We start from the raw sequence: 22,951 nt of genomic DNA on the forward strand, positions 1-22,951 counted from the left end.
CGCTTCAGTCGTGCGCCGGCCAGCGCCCCACCCATTCGGGCGGCGGGCGGCGCACGCAATCGACGATGATCCACAGCATCACCATCGCGCGCGCCGCCGCGGCGCAGGCGATGTCGACGCTGCTTGCCGCCGGCCAGGCGCCGTCCATCCCGGCGAAGAACCAGAATTCGGCGAAATAGGCGAAGACCCCGGTCGCGGCGAACAGCGCCACCGGCCATAGCCGCGGCGCGGTCATCACCAGCATCGGCCACAGCCACAGGTCGAACTGGGGCGAATAGACCTTGTTGGTCAGCATGAACCAGGCGAGCAGCGGCGTGAACAGCAGCCACAGCCGCGCATGGTGGCGCCGCCAGCCGAAGCCGATGATTGCCGCGCCGCCCAGCGCGAAGGCGAGCGCGGCGTAGAGATTCTTCTCCGGCGTGCCGAGCTGCAGGATGCCGAGCGCGCCGAGCACGTCCCAGGTTGCCGCCGCCGTGCCGTTGCGCGACTGCGAGAACAGATAGAATTCGCTCCAGTTGTGCGGCGCGAGCAGCGCGATCGGCAGGTTCACCGCGAGCCAGGCGCCGATCGCGGCGAGCTTCACCCAGCCGGTGCGCACCACGCGCTGCCACCAGCTGCGGCCATGCTCCAGAAAAGCCGAGAGGACCAGCAGCGGCAGCATCACGATCGGGAAGAGCTTGGCGGCGACGCCCAGCCCCGCGGCGGCGGCGGCGCCGATCAGCCGGTTCTCGCGCGCCAGCAGCATCGCCCACACCGCCAGCGTGACGGCGATCATGTCCCAATTATGCCCGACATAGAGGATGAGCGGCGGCGCCGCCGCCCACCACCAGAGCCGCCGCCCATCCATGCCGGCGCGCCGGAACATCCAGAGGATCAGAAAGGCCAGGGCGATGTTCACCGCCGTCACCACGCCCAGGAACGTCGCGTCATTGGCATGGCGGCCGAAGATCAGGTGCGTGGCAGCGCCTTCGATCCAGATCGCCGCGCCGGTCAGAACCGGATATTCGATCGGCGTCTGGAGATAGGGGATCCTGCCCTTGTCAACTTCGCGCGCGGTCCAGAAGGGCACCGCGTCGCTGTAGCAGCCGGTGACATATTGCTCGGAACCGGTCCAGCCGCCCGGCATGCAATGCTGCTTGAAGCCGAAGCCGAGCATGCAGGTGACCGCCAGCACGATCAGCAGCGCGCGAAAATGCCGGTCGATCTTCAGCTGCATCGCCGCCCCCGCAAATTCCCGCCCCGGCCTGTCTCGGGGAGGATCCGATCTCTTCCGCCAGCCTCTCTCACAAGCTGCTGGACACCGCAATATCTGGAACATAGAGTGAACATATGTCCCGGCTCGATCTTCGCGCAAAGCTCGCCATCCTTGCCGATGCCGCCAAGTATGACGCCAGCTGCGCCTCCTCGGGCACGACCCGGCGCAATTCGGCGGGCGGCAAGGGGCTCGGCTCGACCGAGGGCATGGGCATCTGCCACGCCTATGCGCCGGACGGGCGCTGCATCTCGCTGCTCAAGATCCTGCTGACCAACAGCTGCATCTTCGACTGTCACTATTGCATCAACCGCAGGAGCTCGAACGTCCGCCGTGCGCGCTTCACGCCCGAGGAAGTCGTCGATCTCACGCTCAGCTTCTATCGGCGCAACTATATCGAGGGGCTGTTCCTGTCCTCGGGCATCATCCGTTCGCCCGACTATACGATGGAGCAGATCGTCCGCGTCGCGCGCCTACTGCGCGAGGGCCATGATTTTCGCGGCTATATCCATCTGAAGGCGATTCCCGATGCCGATCCCGAGCTGGTGCGCCAGGCGGGGCTGCATGCCGATCGCGTCTCGATCAACGTCGAGCTGCCGACGGCGGCGGGGCTGACCCGGCTGGCGCCGGAGAAATCGGCGCCCCGGATCGAAGGCGCGATGCGCGACGTCCGCGCGGCGATCGACGATGGTGCCGATGCGGGCCGGCGCTACCGGTCGGCGCCCAAATTCGCGCCCGCCGGCCAGTCGACTCAGATGATCGTCGGCGCCGATGCCGCCACCGACGGCGACATCATCGGCCGCGCCGCCGGGCTCTACGACCGTTTCCAGCTGCGCCGCGTCTATTATTCGGCGTTCAGCCCGATTCCCGACGCCAGTGCCGTGCTGCCGCTGCGGCGTCCGCCGCTGATGCGCGAGCACCGGCTCTACCAGTCCGACTGGCTGATGCGCTTCTATGGCTATGCGCCGGGCGAAGTGGCCGCGGCGGCCGATTCGGCAACCGGCATGCTCCCGCTCGACATCGATCCCAAGCTCGCCTGGGCACTGAAGTTCCGCGAGCGCTTCCCGGTCGACGTGAACAACGCCCCGCGCGAAGCCCTGCTCCGCGTGCCGGGGCTCGGCGTCAAGGCGATCGACGCGATCCTCGCCGCCCGCGGCTGGCGCCGCCTTTGCCTGGCCGACATTGCCCGGCTCACGGCCTCGATCGCCAGGGTGCGTCCTTTTCTGATCGCGGAGGACTGGCGCCCGGTCGCGCTCGCCGACCGGGCCGATCTGCGCGCGCTGGTCGCGCCGAAGCAGGAGCAGCTCGAACTGTTCGCGGCCTGAGCGGTCGTGATGGCGGCGGAAGGGGTTCGGGAAGCGACGCGTGCGAATAGGCTAGTCGGCGATCGGCACGAACAGCCCGCGCTTGCCCACGCCCAGCGCGACATTGGTGGTGAAGCGGCGCACGTTCGGATTGTCCGCCATCAGCCGGCTCATCAGCGCGTCATAGGCCCCGACATCGGGCGCGACGACGACCAGCACGAAATCGGCGGTGCCGGTGACGTAATAGACCTGCTGGACCTGCTCCTCCGCCGCCAGCCATTGGCGCAGCCGGGCGACCAGCTCGGGCCGTTCGCGCTCGATCTCCAGCGCCGCCAGGAAGAAACTGGGCCTCCCCACCTTGAGCGGATCGACCATCGCGATCTCGCCCAGGATCACCCCCGTCTCGCGCAGCCGCTTGAGGCGCCGCTGCACCGCCGATGCCGAGAGTCCGATCCGTTCGGCCAGCGCCTCGGCAGTCTGCGCCGCGTCGCGCTGGACGAGGGCGAGGAGCCTGCGGTCGAAGCGGTCGAGATCGGATCGGGCCATTGGCCGCATCCTAGCGCGCATATGCACCGAAATCCCCCGATTCGATCCTCTGTTTCGCGGAAATACCGCGCAGCCGGGCCGCTATCTCCCGCCGCGAAGGAGACTGTCATGATCGACCATATCGAGATCCGCACCGCCCGCCTGGCCGAGAGCCTGGTCTTCTATGCCGACGCCCTGGCGCCGCTCGGCTATACCCAGAAGGTCGACGGCCCGGCCAAGGGCTTCGGCAACGATACCGCGCTCGACCTGTTCCTGGTCGAGGGCGAGACGCCGTCCGACCTCCACTTCGCCTTTGCGGCACCCGATCGCGCCACGGTCGACCGGGTCTACGCCGCCGGCCGCGACGCCGGCCATGTCCTCGACCGCGCGCCCGCGCTCGCCCCGCACATCCATCCGAACTATTATGCCGGATATCTTCGCGATCCCGATGGCCGGCTGGTCGAATTCGTCTGCCACGGGTCTAATTGACAGGCCTGTCAATTTCTCCCGATCGGCGTATCATCTTCAAAAATACGCAAGAGGGAGAGAGGGATGCTTCGATTCTGTGCGCTTGCCGCGACGCTGCTCGCCGCAACTCCGGCGATGGCGAGGGACCTGGTCGTCGAAGCGGGCCCCAATGCCCAGGAAAGGCTCCAGTCCGCCCTGCTCGACGCGAAACCCGGCGACACCGTCCGCATCGGCGCGGGCCGCTTCGAGCTGACCGACGGGCTCAGCCTCGACGTGAACGGCGTCACGGTGCGCGGCGCGGGCGCGGACCGGACGGTGCTCAGCTTCAAGGGGCAGCTGGGCGCGGGCGAGGGGCTGCTGGTCACGTCCGACGACGTGGTGCTGCGCGACTTCGCGGTGGAGGATTCCAAGGGCGACGGCATCAAGTCCAAGGGCGCGGACCGGATCGTCTACAAGAATGTCCGCGTCGAATGGACCGGCGGGCCCAAGGCGAGCAACGGCGCATATGGCGTCTATCCTGTCGAGAGCGAGGACGTGCTGATCGACGGCGTCACCGTGAAGGGCGCGTCGGACGCCGGCATCTATGTCGGCCAGTCGAACCGGATCGTCGTCCGCAACTCGACGGCGATGTACAATGTCGCCGGGATCGAGATCGAGAATAGCGGCCATGCGGAAGTGACGAACAACCTCGCCACCCACAATACCGGCGGCATCCTGGTGTTCGACCTGCCGGCGCTGCCCCGGCGCGGCGCGGGCTTCGTGACGGTCAGCGGCAACCGCGCGATCGACAACGACACGCCCAATTTCGCGCCCAAGGGCAACACCGTCGCTTCGGTCCCCACCGGCACCGGCGTGCTGATCATGGCCGAGAACGACGTCACTGTCCGGGACAACGAACTCTCCGGCAACGGCACCGCCAACATCATGGTGGTCGCCTATCGCCAGCCCTTCGAGGACAAGGGCTATGATCCCTATCCGCGCAACATCCACCTTGCCGGCAACAGGCATGGCCGCGCCGGCTTCGCCCCCGCCATGCCGGGCGGCGCCGAGCTGGCCAAGGCGCTGGGCGGCACGCTGCCGCCGATCTTCTGGGACGGCACCGGCGGGGACAAGGTGAAGCTCACCGGCGCCGACGCCGAGCCCATGCTCACGCTCGGCCTCGCGCTCGGCGCGGGGATCGAGACGGCGAAGCCGCAGCTGGTCAGGCTCGCCTCGGGCGGCCCGGCGCCCTGGCCCGCCGTCAAGCTCCCCGCCGCGATGGAGGCGGCGGCCAAATGAAGATGCTGCTCGGCGCGGCCGCCCTGTTCGCCGCCGCGCTGATCGGCCGCCCCGGCGGCGTGAACGACGCGGCGATCACCGGGGAAGGCTGGCCCGCGCACCTTTCGGACTATGGCTTCTTCGCCGATCTCGCCGCCCGCACGCCCGCCCGGCGGCTGGCGCGCTACGATCTGGAGACGCCGCTCTTCTCGGACTATGCCGAGAAGGAACGCTATATCTATCTGCCCCAGGGCGCCCGGGCGAAATATGATCCGGACGGGCCGCTCGACCTCCCGGTCGGCGCCGCGCTGGTCAAGACCTTCGGCTACCGCGCGAACGGGGTGTTCAAGCCGCTCGAGACGCGGGTGCTGCTCCACCGCGCGAGCGGCTGGGTGCCGATCCCCTATGTCTGGAACGCCGCGGGCACCGATGCCGATATCCGGCGCGCCGGCATGCGCATTCCGGTCCGCTTCACCGATCCTTCGGGCGAGGCGCATGCCATCAGCTATGCCGTGCCCAACCAGAACCAGTGCAAGGATTGCCACGGCCTGGCCGGCCAGGTCACGCCGATCGGCATCAAGGCGCGCTATCTCAACCATGGCGGCCAGCTGGAGAAGCTGCTGGCCGCCGGCATGCTCGACCGGCTGCCGCCCGATGCGCCGCGGGTCGCGCGCTGGGACGACCCGGCCGCGCCGCTCGACGCGCGCGCCCGCGCCTGGCTCGAGATCAATTGCGCGCATTGCCACAATCCCCGGGGCGCGGCGTCCAATTCGGGCCTGTTCCTCGATCTCGCCCGCACCGACCCCGAACAGCGGGGCGTCTTCAAGCGCCCCACCGCCGCCGGCCGCGGCGCGGGCACCCGCGATTTCGACATCGTGCCCGGCGCGCCCGACGCCTCGATCCTGCTCTATCGGATGGAATCGACCGATCCCGGCATCGCCATGCCCGAGCTCGGCCGCGCCACCGTCCACAAGGAAGGCGTGGCGCTGGTCCGCCAATGGATCGAATCGATGCCGAAATCCGCTTCCGCGCGTTAGACCGCCTTTATCATCGTCCCCGTTCGGGCGGGGACGACGGGCTTGGAGAGATGAAGCTGCGCGTCGTTGCCCTGGCGAGTGAAGATGATTTCGACGGCTGGCGCGACGCTGCGCGCGGGCTCGCCCAGGCCGGCGTCCCCGCCTCCGACATCCTCTGGCAGATCGGCGATGCCCCGGCCGACCTGTTCGCCGATGCAGCGATGCCCGCTCCGGCGGGCCAACGCCCGCTCAAGGTCCCGCGCGCGTTCCTCGATCTCGCCCAGTCGGCGATCCTGCACAGCGATCCCGAGCGCTTCGCCCTGCTCTACGCGCTGCTGGCGGACGATCCGCACCGCGTCGCCGACCGGGCCGATCCGCGCGTCCGCCGGCTGGAGGCGATGGCGCGCGAAGTCCGCCGCGACATCCACAAGATGCGCGCCTTTGTCCGCTTCCGCGAAGTCCGGGACGCGCTGCCCTTCCCCGGCACCGGCGCGCCGGACACCCGCTATGTCGCCTGGTTCGAGCCCGGCCACCACATCGTCCGCGCCAATGCCCGCTTCTTCGTCGAGCGCTTCGCCAATATGCGCTGGTCGATCCTCACCCCCGCGCTTTCGCTCCACTGGGACACCGAAACCCTGTCGGAAGGCCCGGGCGCCGTGCGTGCCGACGCGCCCGGCGAGGATCCGGTCGAGGACATCTGGAAGACCTATTACGCCTCGATCTTCAACCCGGCTCGCCTGAAGACCGGGGCGATGCGCAGGGAGATGCCGCGCAAATATTGGAAAGACATGCCCGAAACCGCGTTGGTGCGGGAACTGGTCGCCGGTGCGCGCCAGCGGGAGACGGCGATGATGGCGACGGCACGGGCCCGGCCCGGCGGCAATGTCGAGGCGGCATGGCGCGCGCTGCGCGAAGAGGCCGCCGCCTGTACCCGCTGCGATCTCCATCGCCACGCGACCCAAATGGTGTTCGGCGAGGGGCCGGCCGATGCCCGGATGATGATCGTCGGCGAGCAGCCCGGCGATCGGGAGGACCTTGCCGGCCGGCCCTTTGTCGGCCCGGCGGGGGAGATGTTCGATCAGGCGATGGCCGCGGCCGGCATCGACCGCGGCGGCGTATACCTCACCAACGCGGTCAAGCACTTCAAGTTCGAGCGCCGCGGCACCCGCCGCATCCATTCGAAGCCCGATGCCGGCGAGATCCAGGCTTGTCGCTGGTGGTACGAGCAGGAACGCTTGCTGGTGCAGCCCGGGATCACCGTCGCGCTGGGCGTGACGGCTGCCCGCCAATTGCTCGGCAAGCCCGTGACGATAGCCGCAATGCGCGGCCGGCCGATCGAGCTGGCCGAAGGCGGGCTCGGCTGGGTGACGATCCATCCCAGCTTCCTGCTGCGCCTGCCGGACCGCGGGCGGGCGGAGGATGCATTCGCCGCCTTTGTCGAGGATCTGCAGGGCGCCGCGCGAGCGCTTGCCGAATCGTGAAGCTTTCGCTATAAGTTCGTTCGAACGAACAAGGTCGGTGTGATGACCAGCCAGACGCTCATCGAAACGGCGATCGACCAGTTCGGCCGCCACGGCTTCGAAGGCGCGAGCACGCGGGAGATCGCGCGCGCCTCGGGCACGGCGATGTCCTCGATCACTTATCATTTCGGCGGCAAGCAGGGGCTGTATCTGGCCGCCGCCGATCACATCGCCGCCTGTGTCCGCGAGATTCAGGGGCCCGCGCTTGCGCTGGCCCGCGACGTCGCCGGAACGGGCACGCGCGAGCAGGCGACCGAAGCGCTGCTGGCGCTGCTCGATGGCTTCGCGATGATGATGATCCGCCCCGAATCCGAAGCCTGGGCACTGTTCATCACGCGCGAGCAGCAGGCCCCGACCGAGGCCTTTGACCGGCTGTACGCCGGCGTGATGCAGGACGTGGTCGCCGTCTTCGTCGCCCTCCTCGGCCGTATCCGCACCGATCTGCCCGAGCGTGAAGTGCTCGCGCTCGGGCTGATGCTGTTCGGCCAGACTCTGGTGCTGCGCGTCTGCCGTGCCGCCGTCACGCGGATCCTCGCGGTCGATACGATCGACGAGGATACGCGGGCGCTGCTCCGCGCGCGGTTGCGCGCCAATGCCCTCTGCATCCTGTCGGAGAAGCCCGCATGAACCGTCGCCGCATCGCGATCCTCGCCGTCGTCGCCGCGCTCGTGATCGCCGCGATCGCCACCAGCGGCTTCGGCCTGTTCAAGGCGCGGGGCGACGGTGCGCTCAAGCTGAACGGTAATGTCGACATCCGCGAAGTCGATCTCGGCTTCCGGGTGAGCGGGCGTATCTCCGGGATCGCCGTGGAGGAAGGCGCGCGCGTGAAGCAGGGCGAGCTGCTCGCCACGCTCGACGCGGCGACGCTGGACAGCCGCATTGCCCAGGCGGATGCGAAGGTCGCCCAGGCCGAGGCGCAGCTCGCCAAGCTCCGCAACGGCAACCGCGCGCAGGACGTCGCCCAGGCGCGTGCGCGGGTGGATGCCGCTGCCGCGGTCGCCCAGGATGCCGAGCGCGACTATGCCCGGCGCCAGCCGCTGGTCGAGCCCGGCGCGATCAGCCGGGACGTGTGGGAGCAGACGGTGGCGACGCGCGACAAGGCGCGTGCCGATCTGCAACAGGCCCGGCAGGCGCTGTCGCTGATGCAGGCGGGCAGCCGCGGCGAAGACGTGGCGGCGGCGGCGGCCGATGTCCGCTCGGCGGTCGCCGCGCGCCAGGGCGCCGCGACCGATCTCGGCGATGCCCGGCTGCTCGCCTCGACGGACGGCACCGTCGTAACGCGCGCGCGTGAGCCCGGTGCGATCGTCCAGCCCGGCGAGACGGTGCTGACGCTGGCGATCCTGCGGCCGCTGCGGGTGCGCGCCTATGTCGCGGAGAGCGATCTCTCGCGGATCGGCCCGGGGATGAAGGTGGTGGTCAGCGCCGACGGCAACCCGAAGAGCTATCACGGCACGATCGGCTATATCTCGCCCCGCGCCGAGTTCACGCCCAAGACGGTCGAGACCGAGAATCTGCGCACCGACCTCGTCTATCAGCTGCGCATCATCGTCGACGATCCCGACGATGCGCTGCGCCAGGGCCAGCCGGTCAGCGTCGCGGTGCCCGGCGCCCGGCCGAAGCACAAGGATTGAGGGGCGTGGCGGCCCCCACTCCCCTCGCATCGTCATCCCCGTGCAGGCGGGGATCCAGAGTCGCGAAGGACATCGCTTTGTTGCCCTGGATCCCCGCCTTCGCGGGGATGACGAACAAGGAGCAGGAGAGGGGGGAATGACCGAACCTCTCGCCCGCACCACCGACCTGGTGAAATGCTTCGGCGACAATCGCGCGCTCGACGGCGTCGCGATGGCGATCGCGCCGGGGCGGATCACCGGGCTGGTCGGGCCCGACGGCGCGGGCAAGACCACGCTGATCCGCATCCTCGCCGGGCTGATGGCGCCAAGTTCGGGGACTGTGGAGATGCTTGGCGGCAAGCCCGGGGAAAGGCTCGACGATCTCGGCTACATGCCCCAGCGCTTCGGCCTTTACGAAGACCTGTCGGTCATCGAGAATCTCCGGCTGTACGCCGAAGTTCGCGGCCTGCCGCGCGGCGAGCAGCGGGCGAGCTTCGACCGGCTGCTGGCGTTCACCGATCTGGCCCGTTTCCAGGATCGGCTGGCGGGCAAGCTCTCGGGCGGCATGAAGCAGAAGCTGGGGCTGGCCTGCGCGCTGGTGAAGACGCCCAGGGTGCTGCTGCTCGACGAGCCCGGCGTCGGCGTCGATCCGATCAGCCGGCGCGAGCTCTGGAGCATGGTGGGGGATCTGACCGGGCAGGGCATCGGCGTGCTCTGGTCCACCGCCTATCTCGACGAAGCGGAGAAGTGCGACACCGTCTATCTGCTCAACGAGGGGCAGCTGCTGTTCGACGGGCCACCGGCGGAACTGACCGGGCGGGTGCGGGACCGGGTGATCCGCGTCACCGGTTTCGCGGAGCGTCGCCGCGCCTTCCTCACCCATGCGCTCGACCGTGACGACGTGATCGACGGCACGATCCAGGGCCGCTCGGTGCGGCTGCTGGTGCGCGACGGCAAGCCGATCCCGAACGCCGCGGCGCTGGCCGCCGGTCCGGACGCTGAAGTTCACGCCGCCGATCCGCGCTTCGAGGACGGGTTCATCGAGCGGCTGGGCGGCGGGCCCAAGGGCAGCTCCGCGCTGGCGGAACGCTATCGCGCCATCCCCGAGACCGATGCCTGGGCGATCGAGGCCAACGGGCTCACCAAGGTGTTCGGCGAATTCACTGCGGCCCAGGATATGAACTTCCGCATCCCGAGGGGACAGATATTCGGACTCCTCGGCCCCAACGGCGCCGGCAAGTCGACTACCTTCAAGATGCTTTGCGGGCTGCTTTCGCCAAGCTCGGGGACTGGATCGGTAGCGGGCAAGTCGCTGCGCCACAGCCGTGCCGATGCCCGCGCCCAGCTGGGCTATATGGCCCAGAAATTCTCCCTGTATGGCGACCTCTCGGTCCGCCAGAATCTCGATTTCTTCGCAGGGGCTTACGACCTGCCGCGCGATCGGGCGCGGCGGGCGATCGCGGCGATGACCGAGATTTTCGAGCTGCAGGACAAGCTCGACGTCAACGCCGGCACCCTGCCGCTCGGCTTCAAGCAGCGCCTGGCGCTGGCCTGTGCGGTGATGCACGAGCCGCCGGTCCTGTTCCTCGACGAGCCGACCTCGGGCGTCGATCCAGTCACGCGCCGGGAATTCTGGATGCACATCAACGGCTTGGTCGAGAAGGGCGTGACCGTGCTGGTCACCACCCATTTCATGGACGAAGCCGAATATTGCGATCGCGCGACGCTGATCTACCGCGCCGAGCAGATCGCCACCGGCACGCCGGACGAGCTCAAGGCCGAGGCCGCGCGCCGCACCGGGGCGGAGGACCCGACGATGGAGGACGCCTTCATCGCCCTGATCGAGGCGTTCGACCGCAAGCGCGAAGCGAAGGAGGCGGCATGATGGAGCTAGTCGTCCAGCGGATCGAGCGCCGACACCGGCACATCGAGAGCTCGGGCGAGCGCTTGCCGCGTAGCGGGGCGGCCCAGGCGTTTGCCGCCTTCGATTTTGTTGAGCGCCGTCGCGCTCACGCCCGATATGCGCGCCAGATCGGCCTGGCTGATTCCGCGATATTCGCGCCAAGCCCGCACAGGAGCCGTGCCCGTGAGAATCGCATCTGCGATCGGTGCCGGATACCGCGCTTCGTCGCCGGCGAGCGCGCGGTCGGCCATATAGATGTCGCGCGCATCCTCATCCCATGCCGCTGCGGCCACGAGTCTGTCATAATCAACCGCCCGAAGGATCACCATTTCGGTGCCGTCCGGAGCAAGAATCCGCTGGGGCTGATACGTCATGTTCCAACCTCGTCTTCTCTAATCGTAGATCGATCCGCGCGGGCCCACCGCCACGATCAGCAATATCGTTCCGTCTGGAAGCATGATCACCCTATAGTCGCCGACCCGCAGCCGGATATAGTCCGAGCCGGTGAGCTTGGTGACGTTGTTCGCCAGGCTTTCCGGGGCAGCCGCATATTGATCGATCTTCTCTCTAACCCTCGTGGCATCGGTCGCCGGCATGCGCTTGATTGCTTTCAAGGCCGCCTTGGTGAACTGCACTGTGAAGGCCATGGCACCAGCATAGCAGCGAGCAAGTCCAAGGCAATGCCGAAATGGCATGGCCAAATCGGACATTCTTCGTGATGCGCTTCGACCTCAGGCGCCTGGCGGCGCTGGTCCGCAAGGAGGGGGCGCAGATCCTGCGCGATCCCTCGACTTTCCTGATCGCCTTCGTGCTGCCGATGATCCTGCTCTTCCTGTTCGGCTATGCCGTCTCGCTGGACAGCACCCGCACGCGGGTGGGGCTGGTGATCCAGGACAGCAGCGCCCCGGCGCTCCGCCTGGCCCAGGCCTATCGCAGCTCGCGCTATTTCGAAGTCACCGAGGCGCGCAGCGTGGCCGAGGTGCGCGACAAGCTGGTCGATGGCGAACTGCGCGCGCTGATCGTCATCCCCCAGGATTTCGGCCGGGGCGTCAAGCGTGGCCGGGTGCCGCCGATCCAGATCGTCACCGATGGTTCGCAGCCCAATACCGCCAATTTCGCAGCGGCTTACGGGGAAGGCGTCCGCGCGACCTGGGCGGCGGCGGAGGGGCTGGAACGCGACCCCGGCGCCCGCGCGGCGCCGGTCGCCGTCTCGGCGCGCTACTGGTACAATCCCGAGCTCAAGAGCCGGTTCTTTCTCGTCCCCGGCTCGATCGCCAACGTGATGACGATGGTCGGCACCCTGCTCACCGCGCTCGTCGTCGCCCGCGAATGGGAGCGAGGGACGATGGAGGCGATGATGGCCACGCCGATCTCGATGGCCGAGTTCATCGCCAGCAAGGTCATCCCCTATTTCATCCTCGCCCAGGCCTCGATGGCGCTCTGCGCGGTGATCGGCGTGTGGATATTCGGGGTGCCGTTCCGGGGCTCGATCCTTGCCCTGTTCGCCATCTCTTCGGCCTTTCTGATGCCGGCGCTCGGCCTCGGCCTGTTCATCTCGGCGGCGACCAAGAACCAGTTCGTGGCGAGCCAGGTGGCCTTGCTCTCGGCCTTTCTGCCCACTTTCCTGCTCTCCGGCTTCATCTTCGAGATCGGCTCGATGCCGTGGCCGATCCAGGCGCTGACCTATATCGTCCCCGCGCGCTACCTGATCCCCAGCCTCGAGACGGTGTTCCTCGCCGGCGACCAATGGGGGCTGATCCTCCCCAATATCGGCATCATGCTGGTCTTCGGCATGGTATTCTTCACGCTTTCCTTCCGCGTCACCCGCCGGAGCCTCGACTGATGCGCCGGCTGCTCGAAGGGTCCGGCTTGCGCCGGCTGGCTGCCATGATCGTCAAGGAGATGTGGGCGGTGCTGCGCGATCCGCAGGCTCGGCTGGTGCTGTTCGTACCGCCGCTGATGCAGCTGTTCATCTTCACCTATGCGACCACGCTCGACGTGAAGAATGTCGATATCGGCATCCTCGACCGCAGTTCGGGCGCGCATTCGGTCGAGCTGGTCCAGCGCATCGCCGGCAGCCCCAATTTCCGCCGGATCGAGCGGCTGGCGACGCCGGCCGCGCTCAAGTCGGCGATCGACAACCAGAAGGTGATCGCCGCCCTGGTGATCGACGAGGATTTCGACCGCAAGCTCGCCCGGGGCGAGAGCGCCACCATCGGGCTGGTGCTCGACGGCCGCCGCTCCAACGCGGCGCAGATCGTGGCGGGCTATGTCACCAACATCGCCGGCACCATGGGCGCCGAGCTCGCGCCCGCGCAGGTTCGCGGCGCGGCGGGCGGCAGCGTGGTGACCAACTGGTACAATCCGGCGCTCGACTATATCTGGTTCACGCTCCCCTCGCTGGTGGCGATCATCACCTCGGTGGCGGGCCTCGCCATCACTTCGCAATCGGTGGCGCGCGAGCGCGAGCTGGGGACGTTCGACCAGCTGATGGTCTCGCCCCTGCGCGTCCATGAGATACTGATCGGCAAGATGGTGCCGCCCTTCGTGATCGGCATGATCAACGGCAGCGTCTATCTGGTGGTGGCGCCACTGGTCTTCGGCGTGCCCTTCACCGGATCGCTGCTGCTCTTCTGGCTGTCGCTGGGCATGTACCTGCTCGCGCTGATCGGCATGGGCATGCTGGTCTCCGCCGCCTCGCAGACCCAGCAACAGGCATTTCTCGGTGTGTTTCTCGTCACCACGCCGCTGATCCTGCTCTCGGGCTATGCCAGCCCGATCGACAACATGCCCGACTGGCTGCAGACGATCACCTATCTCGATCCCGCCCGCTATTTCCTCGTCATCGTCCAGGGACTGTTCCTCAAGGCGATGCCGGCGGCGGCGGTGTTCCACCAGCTCTGGCCGCTCGCGCTGATCGCGTGCGTCACGCTCTCCGCCTCGGCCTGGCTCTTCCGCGCGCGCATGGAGTGATCCCGATGATCCGCTCGCTTTCCCTGGTCCTGCCGTCGCTACTGCTGGCTTCCGCCTGCACGGTCGGGCCGGATTATCACGCGCCCGAGACCAGGGCGGCCCCCGAATGGCTGGAGGCGGGCGCGCCGGGCCAGGTGGATCTGCAATGGTGGGACCGGTTCGGCGATGCGCAGCTCTCCGGGCTGGTGCGGCGCGCGGTGGCGTCCAGCCCTGACCTCAAGGAAGCCCGGGGCCGGCTGGCCGAGGCGCGGGCCAATCGCGAGGCGACCGCGGGCGGGCGGCTGCCCAGCGTCACCGCCACCGGCTCCGCGACCGAGAATGTGCTGAGCAACAACGGCCAGCTGCCGCTCGGCAGCATCCCCTTTCCCGGCTTTTCGCGCGATTTCCCGCTCTTCGACCTGGGCTTCGACGCGAGCTGGGAGGTCGATCTGTGGGGCCGCCGCACCCGCCAGATGCAGGGCGCGGCGGCCCGCGAGCAGAGCGCGGAATTCGCCCGGCGCGACGTGATGCTGACGCTGATCGCCGAAGTGGTGCGCAGCTATATGGACTTGCGCGCCGCCCAGGCCGATGCCGCCACCGCCGGGCAGCAGTCCGATTCCAATGCCGAGCTCGCCCGCCTCACGCGCCTGCGCTTCGATGCCGGCGAGGCGTCGCGCCTCGATCTCGACCGCGCCGATGCGGCGGCCCGGGCAAGCGCGGCGGCGGTGCCCAATGCCCGCGCGCAGGCGGGTGCCGCGGCCTATCGCATCGCCACGCTGGTGGGCGTGCCGCCCGAACAGCTGGTGCCCGAGCTGCAGGCGCCGGCGGCGTTGCCGGCGAGCCCCGATGCGATCCTGGTGGGGCTGCGCTCCGAACTGCTCGAGCGCCGTCCCGACGTGCGCCGCGCCGAGCGCGACCTGGCGGCGGCGACTGCGGACATCGGCGTCGCCACGGCGGATCTGTTTCCGCGCTTCAGCCTGTTCGGCAGCATCGGCCAGCAGGCGCGCAAGCCCGGCGACCTCTTCTCCGGCGATTCCACGCGCCTCCAGATCGGGCCCAGCTTCTCCTGGCCGATCTTCCAGGGCGGCACGATCCGCGCGCAGATCCGCGCCGCCGATGCGCGCGCCGATCAGGCTGCGGCGCGCTACGAGAAGGCGGTGATCGGCGCGCTTTCCGACAGCGAGGCGGCGATCAACCGCTTCCTCAACGCCCGCGCCGCCGCGGACGAGGCAGCGGCATCGCTGGAAGGCGAGCAGCGCGCCTTCGCGCTCGCGCAGAAGCGCGCGGATCGCGGCGAGGACGACCGGCTGGCGCTCGAGCGCGCGCGCCAATCCCTGCTCTCGGCCCAGCAGCGCGACCAGCAGGCACGCGCGGCCAAGGCGCAGGCGGCGACGGCACTCTACAAGGCGCTGGGCGGAGGCTGGAGCTGAGCGAGGCGGCGCACTCGCCGGAACCTTGCGATGCAGGGCTTCGCCTGCTCCATGCTGGCGGATGCAAGCCTGGTGCCCCGATCGCGCCGGCTGCGTTCGCCATCCGGCCCCGCGGGTGGGGAAGGCGGCCCCCTGGTCCGAGCTTCCTGAACTTCCGCACCGGGCCGGATCGTCAGGCGGCCGGCACGCGGATCTCGAAGCAGGTCCCGCGTTCGGCCGCCGCCAGCGCGATCGTGCCGCCATGCGAGGCAAGCAGCGAGCGGGCGATCGGCAGGCCCAGTCCCGTGCCGCCGGCGCTGCGGCGGCTGGTGAAGAACGGCTCGAAGATCCGGGCGCGATCGGCCTCCGGAATGCCGGGGCCGTCATCGGCGACGGTCAGCACGATCCGGCCGGCCGCCTCCGTCGCAGCCATCCGCACCCGGTCCGCGCCGGCCTGGCGGCTGTTCTCGACCAGGCTTCCGACGATTGCCTCCAGCATCGGCCCGGGCATGGCGGCATGGGGCAGCGCGTCGGGCACGTCGATGGCGATGGCAAGCCCGCGATCCGTCCAGGCATCGGCGATCCGGTGCAGCGCCAGCGCGATGTCGGCGGCGGCGCTTGCGTCGCTCTCGGCCATGTCGGCGCGGGCGAGTTCGAGCAGGCGGCTGACGAGCTGGGCGAGCCGATCGGCATCGGCGCCGGCGTTGGCGAGGAACCGGCGGCGATCCGCCTCGTGCATCCCGGCATGATGGTCCTCGAGTATCTCGATCGCGCCGCGAATGCCCGCCAGGGGCGTCTTGAATTCGTGGCTCACGGCATGGGCGAAGTCGCGCAGATAGCGTGAGCGCCGCTCGATCGCGCCCGCCATGGTAGCGAAATCGGCATAGAGCGCCTGGATCTCGATGGCGGCGGTGGGCGGTACCTCGGGCACGGTGCCGCCGCCGCGCGCGACGTCGCGGGTCGCCTGGCTCAGCGCCTCGATCGGCCGGGCGATCCCGCGCGAGAGCAGGCCGCTCAGCACCACCAGCGTCGCGAAGATCGCGCCGATGCCGAACAGGATCTTGCCGCGATCCTCATAGAGCCCGCGGAACAGCGCGCGCGGCGAGCGCGAGAGCAGCAGCACCGCGACGACCCTGCCGTTCGCCAGCACGGGGCGGGCATGATGGATGCGCAGGCCCGATGCGCGGCTCAGCCATTCAAAGGCATATTCGGGACGATAGTCGCCGCGGCGGCGCAGCACGGTTTCGGGCCGCCCGCGCGCCGCCGCAGCGAGTTCGGGCAAGCCGGCCAGGCGCTTCCCGGCGTCCTTGCCGATCAGGATGCGGCCGTCGGGGGCGAGCAGCAGGATCGAGGCGAGCGTCGCGTCCGCCGTTGCGTTCACCAGCGGGGCGAGCCGGCCGGCGGCGGCCCGGGCATCGGGCGCGGGGCTTCCCGGCTGGGCGACCGGCGCCGGCCGCTCGGGCAGCGGCCTGGTGCCGAGATCGATGGTCGAGAGCGGCCCGCCGGCGATCCCGTTCCCGCCGCGCGGGGGCTCGCGGACCAGCTGGGGTCCGGTCGAGCCCGGCCATTCGGCACTGGCGATCGCGGCGAGGGCGGTGCCCTGCGCGATCAGCTCGGCTTCGGTCTGGCGGACCAGCGTGTTCTCGTAGACGCGCAGGAACAGCGCGCCGACGCCGGGCAGCGCCGCCACGAACACCAAGGTGACGAGCAGGATCGTCCGCAGCCGCAGCCGGGGCCAATGGCGCCGGATCGGCGCCTTGAGCGCTTCGGTCAGCCTTCCGAGCACGGGCCGATGCGATATCCGATGCCCGGCCGCGTCTCGATCAGGTCCTGCGCGCCCGCCTGGGCGAATTTGGCGCGCAGGTTGCGGACATGGCTGTCGATCGTCCGGTCGGTGAGCGCGAAGCCGGGGCCGCGCAGCCGGTCGATCAGCGCGTCGCGGCTGAACACCTTGGACGGCATGCTCGCCAGCGTGCGCAATATGCCGAACTCGGTGACGGTCAGCGGTACCGGCGCGCCGGCCCAGTTCGCGTCCCAGCTTTCGGGATCGAGGGCGAGCCTGCCGTGACGGATTGCGCCGGCGGCGCGATCGACCGCGGGCGGGTGCGCGGCGGTGCGGCGCAGCACCGCCATTACGCGCGCCACCACTTCGCGCGGCGAAAAGGGCTTGGTGACATAGTCGTCCGCGCCCAGCTCGATGCCGAGGATCCGGTCGATCTCGTCGTCGCGCGAGGATAGGAACAGGATCGGCATCCCGCCCTCGGCGCGCAGCCGCCGGCACACTTCCAGCCCGTCCATGCGCGGCATGTTGATGTCCAGCACGATCAGATCGGGCTGGCGGCTCCCGGCGATCTTCAGCGCTTCCTCGCCGTCCGCCGCCTCGATCGTCTCCAGGCCCGCCTTGGCGAGCGCGAAGACGAGCAATTGCCGGATGTGCGGATCGTCATCGGCGACGAGGATGGTGCGGGGCATGGGGCATTGGATCATCGCGAAGGGGCTCCGGTCAACGGTGGAGTGGAGCTGGCGATGGCATTGGCGACGGCGTCGGCCGCTGGCGCGGAAGCCGGGCTCGCCGCGAGGCTGGGCGGTTCGGCGGCGATGGGACGGAGCGCTCCGTCGCAATTCCGTTCCACGCCCGGCGGTGCCGGCGCCGCGGCGGGGGGATTGCGGCCGAGCAGGCGCCGGGCCGTCTCCAGCCGATACTGTCCGCGCCAGGTCCAGCTCCGCCAGTCGGACTGGCGCCGGACGAGATCGTCCATCACTTGTCCGCGGACATGCCGCACCCGGTCGCGCAACTGGGGCGGCAACGGCCGGCGCTCGAGCGAGGCCAGGGCAAGCAGCGAGGAGGGGCCGGTATCCGCGAGATAGCAGAGGTCGAGCCCCACGCCGCGTCCGCCCACTTCGCGGGCATGGCGCACATTCCAGGCGGCGGCGCTCGCGTCGAGATCGGCCAGGCTCGCGGTGCCCAGCACCAGGGCAGCCATCAGCGCATTGGCGTTGATCAGCCAGGCGGCGCTTCTGCCCGCGAGCATCCGCCAGCAGATCAATGCCAGCCCGATCGCCACCAGCCCCATCCAGGCGAGCGCCGCGATCCGGAAGCTGGTGAGCGAATAGGCCGCGACATAATCGAGCGTGCGCAGGATCGAGGAAGCGACGAGCAGCAGGTTCTGCGCCACCCACAGCACCACCAGCCGGCGGATCGTCGGGTCGGCGGCGCTGGGCGAGCCGGGCCTCAGCGCCACCAGTACGAACAGCCCGGCGAGCAGGGCGGTGGCGATCAGCGGATAGGCGCCGCGATGGGCATAGTCGGCCAGCGTCACGCCCTGGGGCAGCGCCGCGCCGCTCCACAGAAAGGCGAGGTCGAGCCCGTTCTGGATCGCGAACACGATGTTGAACGACAGGAGGGAGAGCAGCAGCGTGGGAACCGGGATGCCGGGCAGGGCGATGTCGGCGCGCGGCAGCAGGGCCGCCGCGCGGGTGGCCCAGCGGGTGGGGCGCAGGCTCGGCCAGAGCAGGACCAGCAGCATCGCCCAGAACAGGAGTTCGGTGAAGGCGGGCAGGCGGAGCCTGGCGAGCGCCTGGGCGATGACCGGGTTGGCGCTGGCGAACAGCGCGACGAACAAGGCGGTCATCGCCAGCGGCAAGGCGAGCAGGACGGCAAGCCCCGAGGCGCTGCGCCCGCCGTGCCGCGGGCGCAGCCGCGCGAGGCGGACCAGGTCGAGCACCGGTGCGAGCGGCCCGCTCAGCCCGTGCGCGGTCAGGCGCAGGCTCCAGCGCCAGGCATCGTCGAAGCCGCCCGCGCGCGGCATCAGCGCGGCGATCGACAGCGCGCTCCAGAACAGCACCCATCCAAGCCCGCCCGGCTCCCACGCCAGCACGACGGCGAAGCCCGCCGCGATCGCCAGCGCCGCCAGGCTCGGCCGCCGGCGGAGCGCCGGGCGCGTGACCAGCAGCGCGCCGATCCAGGCAAGGGCGAAGCCGCCGATCCAGGATCCCGCCCCTCCCTCGAGGAACAGCCTGTCCATCGCGGCGATGATGGCGATCGCGGCGAGGATCTTGTGCAGGAAGCTGAAGCGTGCGGTGCGGGCCATATGGGTCTCCCAGGTTCGGGAGCGACGATGCGCCCGCGCCGTCCAGCCGAAGCGCGGAAGGCCAAGGAGAGGTTGTGCAGGATCGGTGCAGGGCGATAGAGGCGCCCGACCATGACTGCGCTCCCTGCTCTCGGCTTCGATTTCGGCACCACCAATTCGGTCGCCGCCCTGGCGGGCGACACGGGCTCCACGCTCGTCGAACTGGCGGGGCCGGCGCGCGCCGATCCCGTTTTCCGATCGGCGCTCTGCTTCTGGCAGGACGAGGCGGAGCGCGGCGGGCTGGGCGTCGCCGCCGGTCCGTGGGCGATCGCCGAATATCTCGAATTTCCCGAAGGGAGCCGCTTCCTCCAGTCGTTCAAATCGGTCGCCGCGAGCGCCAGCTTCGAGCATGCCATCGTCTTCGAGCGGCGGCTGCGCTTCGAGGAACTCGGCCGCACCTTCCTGGCGCTGATGGCGGCGCGGGCGGGCGGCGCCCTGGATGGCGGCGCGCGGCGCGTGGTGGTGGGCCGCCCGGTCGAATATGCCGGCAGCAGGCCCGACGAAGCGCTCGCCCGGCAGCGCTATGACGCGATGTTCGCCGGGTTCGGCGCCGAGATCCACTATGTCTACGAGCCGCTCGGCGCGGCGTTCAGCTATGCGACGCGGATCGAGGAGCCGGCGACTGTGCTGGTGGCGGATTTCGGGGGCGGCACCAGCGATTTCTCGGTGGTGCGGATCGAGGCGCCGGGCGCGGCGCGCCGCTGCACGCCGCTCGCCCATGCCGGCGTCGGCATCGCCGGCGACCGGTTCGACCAGCGGATCGTCGAGCATCTGATCCTGCCGCTGCTCGGCAAGGGCGGGAGCTACCGCTCGTTCGACAAGGTGCTGGACATTCCGGCGGGATGGTTCGCCGACTTTTCGGACTGGTCGCGCCTGGCGCTGATGCGCAACCGGAGGACGCTGGCCGAGCTGGAAAAGCTCAGGCGCGCGGCGCTCGATCCGGAAGCGATCGGGCGGATGATCGCAGTGATCGAGGGCGAGCTCGGCTATCAGCTCTATCATGCGGTCGGGGCCCTAAAGCGGGCGCTCTCCGCCGAGGACGCGGCGCATTTCCATTTCGACGGCGGCGACCTCGCGATCGAAGCCGATGTCACCCGCTGCGAATTCGAAGCGTGGATCGCGCCCGACATGGTGCGGATCGAGGCGGCGGTGGACCGGGCGCTGGCGCTGGCGGGCATGGAGGCGCGGGCGATCGATCGCGTCTTCCTGACCGGCGGCACGTCGCTCACGCCCCGGGTCCGCCGGCTGTTCGAGGAACGCTTCGGCGCGCTGCGGATCGCGACGGGCGGCGAGCTCACCTCGATCGCGCACGGGCTCGCGCTGATCGGCTGCCAGGAGGACGTGTCCGCCTGGAGCGCCTAGCGCCCCGGTCGCGGCTTCGCGACGCGGAATGCCTGCTTGGCGCGTGCGAGCAGGCGCCGCTCGATCGGTGCCCAGCGGTCATTGATCCGTTCGCCGGCGATCAGGTCGGTCGCGGCAACGCCTTCGCACGCCAGGTCTTCCATGTAGAACAGCAGCATCTCCTTGCGGCCCGTGCCGGTATCGCCCGCATCATCGGCCAGATGGACGAAGCGCACGTTCATCATGTCGGATGGGAAGATGTAGCCGGCCCGCGCGAGCAGACCGCGCACATGCGCCGCGTCGCTGCCGGGCTGCGGCGCGTCGGCAGTCGACCCGAAGCGCGCGCGGGTCCGGAAGGGCAGGTTCCACAGCTGTTGGCGGAGATTTAGCGGAGTCGAATAATCATATCGCACATCGGGCGCCGCGGGCAGGTATTTCTCGAACTGGATCCAGTAGAAGCGGCGGATCCGGCGATCGGCGCCGGCGTCGACAAAGACATGCACCTCGCAGTCTATCGCATCATATTGGATCCAGCGCTCTCCGCCGGCATCGCGGCGCCGGCGAGGACGATCGGCAGCAGGAAATGGGGCAACGTCGTTCCTTCCGGCGGCATCGGTCGAAGCGCGACCGTCGCGGGATCCTATTCTCCTCCGCCGGTTCGGAAATCCCGCCCCGCAGCGGAGCGCCGCAGTGGCGCCGCCATGGTCATCCCGCCGATATGATCGGCTGCAACGTCCCGAGCCATGCGACGAGTGCGAGGACGATCCCCGCGCACCCGGTTTCCAGCGCGAGGCTGACGCGCAGCGCGACGATCGCACTGCGATGGTCGCTCTGCGCGATGCGCGCGGAGAGCATCGGTGCGAGCCGATACCGGTTCATGGCCGCGCAGCCGAGCATCGCCGCGAACAGCGCAAGCTTGGCAAGAAGCAACTGCCCATAGAGTGTGCCCGGCAGCGCCCCGAGCCCGGACGGGCCGACGAGCAGCCATGCGTTCGCCAGCCCGCTGGCGACGATGACCGCCACCACGATCGTGCCGATGCGTGCGAAGCCGTCCAGCGCGCGGTGGGTGGCCCTTAGGTGGCCGGCATCCGTGCCGGCGGCGGGCCGCGCGACCAGCAGCAGGAGCGATAGGAGCGCGCCGATCCAGGCGCCGGCGGTGACGAGGTGCGCAATGTCGGCGGCCAGGTGGAACCAGCCGACAGCACCTTCGTCCATGGCGCCATGTCCCGCCCAGGCCAGGCTGGCGAGCGCGGTGGCGCCGCCGGCGGACGCGGCGACGAGTGCGGCGGCGGGCCGGCTTGCGATCAGGAACCCCGAGAGCACCAGAAGGGCAAGTCCGGCGATGCGCGCCGCCCAGGCGCTGCCCAGCGGCATGCCGGTCAATATCGCCGATATGCTTTCGGCATCCACTTGTCCGATCGGTACACCCGCCATGGCCGCCGCGATCACCACCAGGCCGAATGCCGACAGTCCCATGCCGACAAGGCCGGTTGCAATCATGATGCCGCGCAGGGGCAGCGCCGTGCGCACCCCGGCGGCGCACAGGGCGAAGAAGGGCACGCCGAACGCCGCGGCGAGGTCGGCATAAAGCGCGAACCGGACCGCGACGTCGAGCGCGGCCATGTTCACTTCACCTTGAAATTGTAGCTGCCCTGCACCCGGTGCGTGTCGTTGGAGACTGCATGCCAGTCGAGCTTGTAGGCGCCGCGGGGCAGGGGCTTGGCCAGCGTCACGACCAGGGTCTTGCCGTCCGGCGAGAGCGCGGTGGTGAGCTGCATCTTCATCGGCGCGGACATCTTCATGCCGGGCATGTCCGTCATCATCAGGTCGACGCCCGAGAATTTGTCGACCAGCGCCTCGGAGAAGACCAGTTGCAGCCTGGCCGGCGCGGCGACGAGCGAATCGGGCGCGGGCGTGGCGGACATCAGCTTCGGATGGGCCAGCGCGGGTGTGGCCATCACGAGCGCGGCGGCGGCGAGGATTGCAAGACGCATTGCGGAAACTCCGTGAACCGGCCAGGCGCCGGCAGGATCGATACGCGGCGACGGGATCGATCCCTCGCCGGGTGCGATCGCGCCGTTCCCGATCCCGGTCGAAGTTCGGCCGGCGGCGGCTTGCAATGTGGGATTCGGCTTGGTTGGCTGATGCGATCGAGCCGGGGCCGGCGACTCCTTTGGCGATCGGCGTCGCCTGTGATGTAGGATGGCGAGTCGAGCGCCGGTCTGGATGTGCGAGGGCTCTCGCGCTCGCCTGCGTATTGCAAC

22 protein-coding genes are annotated in these 22,951 nt (G+C 69.5%); 12 read left to right on the forward strand and 10 right to left on the reverse strand.

The features are described 5' to 3' along the window. Positions 1–4: 4 nt before the first annotated feature. Entirely contained in the window at positions 5–1,216 is a 1,212-nt protein-coding gene (locus FFS08_RS02730) for a glycosyltransferase family protein (protein ID WP_137861888.1), read from the reverse strand. A 113-nt stretch (positions 1,217–1,329) separates the two neighbouring features. Between FFS08_RS02730 and FFS08_RS02735 the strand changes: the two genes are divergently transcribed. Further along, positions 1,330–2,577 carry a putative DNA modification/repair radical SAM protein gene (locus FFS08_RS02735; protein WP_137861887.1) on the forward strand — a complete coding sequence of 416 codons (1,248 nt, stop codon included), beginning with the start codon at positions 1,330–1,332 and terminating at the stop codon, positions 2,575–2,577. 51 nt (positions 2,578–2,628) lie between these two features. Here the strand turns inward: FFS08_RS02735 and FFS08_RS02740 are convergent, their stop codons facing one another. Further along, positions 2,629–3,102 (reverse strand): Lrp/AsnC family transcriptional regulator, encoded by a 474-nt coding sequence (locus tag FFS08_RS02740; RefSeq protein ID WP_137861886.1) that lies wholly within the window; start codon positions 3,100–3,102, stop codon positions 2,629–2,631. Positions 3,103–3,210: 108 nt separating this feature from the next. On the opposite strand from FFS08_RS02740, the gene FFS08_RS02745 reads away from it, so the two are divergent. The 7 genes from FFS08_RS02745 to FFS08_RS02775 all read left to right on the forward strand — a co-directional run bounded on the left by FFS08_RS02745 (position 3,211) and on the right by FFS08_RS02775 (position 10,837). Continuing rightward, on the forward strand, positions 3,211–3,570 hold the full coding sequence (locus tag FFS08_RS02745) for a VOC family protein (RefSeq protein ID WP_137861885.1): 360 nt from the start codon (positions 3,211–3,213) through the stop codon (positions 3,568–3,570). A 63-nt stretch (positions 3,571–3,633) separates the two neighbouring features. After that, positions 3,634–4,827: a parallel beta-helix domain-containing protein gene (locus FFS08_RS02750; protein ID WP_137861884.1), complete on the forward strand. Its 1,194-nt coding sequence runs from the start codon at positions 3,634–3,636 to the stop codon at positions 4,825–4,827. After that, complete coding sequence (locus FFS08_RS02755; RefSeq protein ID WP_137861883.1) at positions 4,824–5,843, forward strand: SO2930 family diheme c-type cytochrome; 1,020 nt, start codon at positions 4,824–4,826, stop codon at positions 5,841–5,843. Before FFS08_RS02750 ends, FFS08_RS02755 begins: the two co-directional genes overlap by 4 nt. A 56-nt stretch (positions 5,844–5,899) precedes the next feature. Next, positions 5,900–7,303 (forward strand): UdgX family uracil-DNA binding protein, encoded by a 1,404-nt coding sequence (locus FFS08_RS02760; protein ID WP_137861950.1) that lies wholly within the window; start codon positions 5,900–5,902, stop codon positions 7,301–7,303. A 42-nt stretch (positions 7,304–7,345) separates the two neighbouring features. Next, positions 7,346–7,969: a CerR family C-terminal domain-containing protein gene (locus tag FFS08_RS02765; RefSeq protein WP_137861882.1), complete on the forward strand. Its 624-nt coding sequence runs from the start codon at positions 7,346–7,348 to the stop codon at positions 7,967–7,969. Further along, positions 7,966–8,973, forward strand: coding sequence for an HlyD family secretion protein (locus tag FFS08_RS02770; RefSeq protein ID WP_137861881.1), 1,008 nt, complete (start codon positions 7,966–7,968; stop codon positions 8,971–8,973). Before FFS08_RS02765 ends, FFS08_RS02770 begins: the two co-directional genes overlap by 4 nt. A gap of 136 nt (positions 8,974–9,109) precedes the next feature. Continuing rightward, positions 9,110–10,837 carry an ATP-binding cassette domain-containing protein gene (locus tag FFS08_RS02775; RefSeq protein ID WP_137861880.1) on the forward strand — a complete coding sequence of 576 codons (1,728 nt, stop codon included), beginning with the start codon at positions 9,110–9,112 and terminating at the stop codon, positions 10,835–10,837. A gap of 5 nt (positions 10,838–10,842) precedes the next feature. Here the strand turns inward: FFS08_RS02775 and FFS08_RS02780 are convergent, their stop codons facing one another. Together FFS08_RS02780 and FFS08_RS02785 are read right to left on the reverse strand one after the other, a co-directional pair. Continuing rightward, the gene (locus tag FFS08_RS02780; RefSeq protein WP_137861879.1) at positions 10,843–11,229 is read right to left on the reverse strand and encodes a helix-turn-helix domain-containing protein; all 387 of its coding nucleotides are present in this window, start codon (positions 11,227–11,229) and stop codon (positions 10,843–10,845) included. Positions 11,230–11,247: 18 nt separating this feature from the next. After that, on the reverse strand, positions 11,248–11,502 hold the full coding sequence (locus tag FFS08_RS02785) for a type II toxin-antitoxin system RelE family toxin (protein WP_137861878.1): 255 nt from the start codon (positions 11,500–11,502) through the stop codon (positions 11,248–11,250). Between the two features lie 41 nt (positions 11,503–11,543). Here FFS08_RS02785 and FFS08_RS02790 point away from each other — a divergent pair, with 41 nt between their 5' ends. The 3 genes from FFS08_RS02790 to FFS08_RS02800 are packed head-to-tail and all read left to right on the forward strand — an operon-like array spanning position 11,544 to position 15,237. Next, positions 11,544–12,698 carry an ABC transporter permease gene (locus FFS08_RS02790; protein ID WP_212741943.1) on the forward strand — a complete coding sequence of 385 codons (1,155 nt, stop codon included), beginning with the start codon at positions 11,544–11,546 and terminating at the stop codon, positions 12,696–12,698. Continuing rightward, entirely contained in the window at positions 12,698–13,828 is a 1,131-nt protein-coding gene (locus FFS08_RS02795) for an ABC transporter permease (protein WP_137861877.1), read from the forward strand. Before FFS08_RS02790 ends, FFS08_RS02795 begins: the two co-directional genes overlap by 1 nt. 5 nt (positions 13,829–13,833) lie before the next feature. Next, positions 13,834–15,237 carry an efflux transporter outer membrane subunit gene (locus FFS08_RS02800; RefSeq protein WP_171012435.1) on the forward strand — a complete coding sequence of 468 codons (1,404 nt, stop codon included), beginning with the start codon at positions 13,834–13,836 and terminating at the stop codon, positions 15,235–15,237. Between the two features lie 172 nt (positions 15,238–15,409). Here the strand turns inward: FFS08_RS02800 and FFS08_RS02805 are convergent, their stop codons facing one another. The 3 genes from FFS08_RS02805 to FFS08_RS02815 are packed head-to-tail and all read right to left on the reverse strand — an operon-like array spanning position 15,410 to position 19,307. Further along, the gene (locus tag FFS08_RS02805; protein WP_249341015.1) at positions 15,410–17,002 is read right to left on the reverse strand and encodes a sensor histidine kinase; all 1,593 of its coding nucleotides are present in this window, start codon (positions 17,000–17,002) and stop codon (positions 15,410–15,412) included. After that, the gene (locus FFS08_RS02810; RefSeq protein ID WP_137861876.1) at positions 16,987–17,688 is read right to left on the reverse strand and encodes a response regulator transcription factor; all 702 of its coding nucleotides are present in this window, start codon (positions 17,686–17,688) and stop codon (positions 16,987–16,989) included. Before FFS08_RS02810 ends, FFS08_RS02805 begins: the two co-directional genes overlap by 16 nt. Positions 17,689–17,699: 11 nt before the next feature. Next, complete coding sequence (locus FFS08_RS02815) at positions 17,700–19,307, reverse strand: DUF4153 domain-containing protein (RefSeq protein WP_137861875.1); 1,608 nt, start codon at positions 19,305–19,307, stop codon at positions 17,700–17,702. A 111-nt stretch (positions 19,308–19,418) separates the two neighbouring features. Between FFS08_RS02815 and FFS08_RS02820 the strand changes: the two genes are divergently transcribed. Beyond that, positions 19,419–20,708 carry an Hsp70 family protein gene (locus FFS08_RS02820; RefSeq protein ID WP_137861874.1) on the forward strand — a complete coding sequence of 430 codons (1,290 nt, stop codon included), beginning with the start codon at positions 19,419–19,421 and terminating at the stop codon, positions 20,706–20,708. Here the strand turns inward: FFS08_RS02820 and FFS08_RS02825 are convergent. The 3 genes from FFS08_RS02825 to copC all read right to left on the reverse strand — a co-directional run bounded on the left by FFS08_RS02825 (position 20,705) and on the right by copC (position 22,681). Further along, positions 20,705–21,190 carry a hypothetical protein gene (locus FFS08_RS02825; RefSeq protein WP_137861873.1) on the reverse strand — a complete coding sequence of 162 codons (486 nt, stop codon included), beginning with the start codon at positions 21,188–21,190 and terminating at the stop codon, positions 20,705–20,707. The two genes, FFS08_RS02820 and FFS08_RS02825, sit on opposite strands and share 4 nt — an antisense overlap. A gap of 202 nt (positions 21,191–21,392) precedes the next feature. Further along, positions 21,393–22,310 carry a copper homeostasis membrane protein CopD gene (gene copD, locus FFS08_RS02830; protein WP_137861872.1) on the reverse strand — a complete coding sequence of 306 codons (918 nt, stop codon included), beginning with the start codon at positions 22,308–22,310 and terminating at the stop codon, positions 21,393–21,395. 2 nt (positions 22,311–22,312) lie between these two features. Continuing rightward, positions 22,313–22,681: a copper homeostasis periplasmic binding protein CopC gene (copC, locus tag FFS08_RS02835; RefSeq protein WP_137861871.1), complete on the reverse strand. Its 369-nt coding sequence runs from the start codon at positions 22,679–22,681 to the stop codon at positions 22,313–22,315. Positions 22,682–22,951 lie beyond the last annotated feature (270 nt).

Source organism: Sphingomonas sp. 1F27F7B, assembly GCF_005503355.1.
Taxonomy (GTDB): domain Bacteria; phylum Pseudomonadota; class Alphaproteobacteria; order Sphingomonadales; family Sphingomonadaceae; genus Sphingomonas.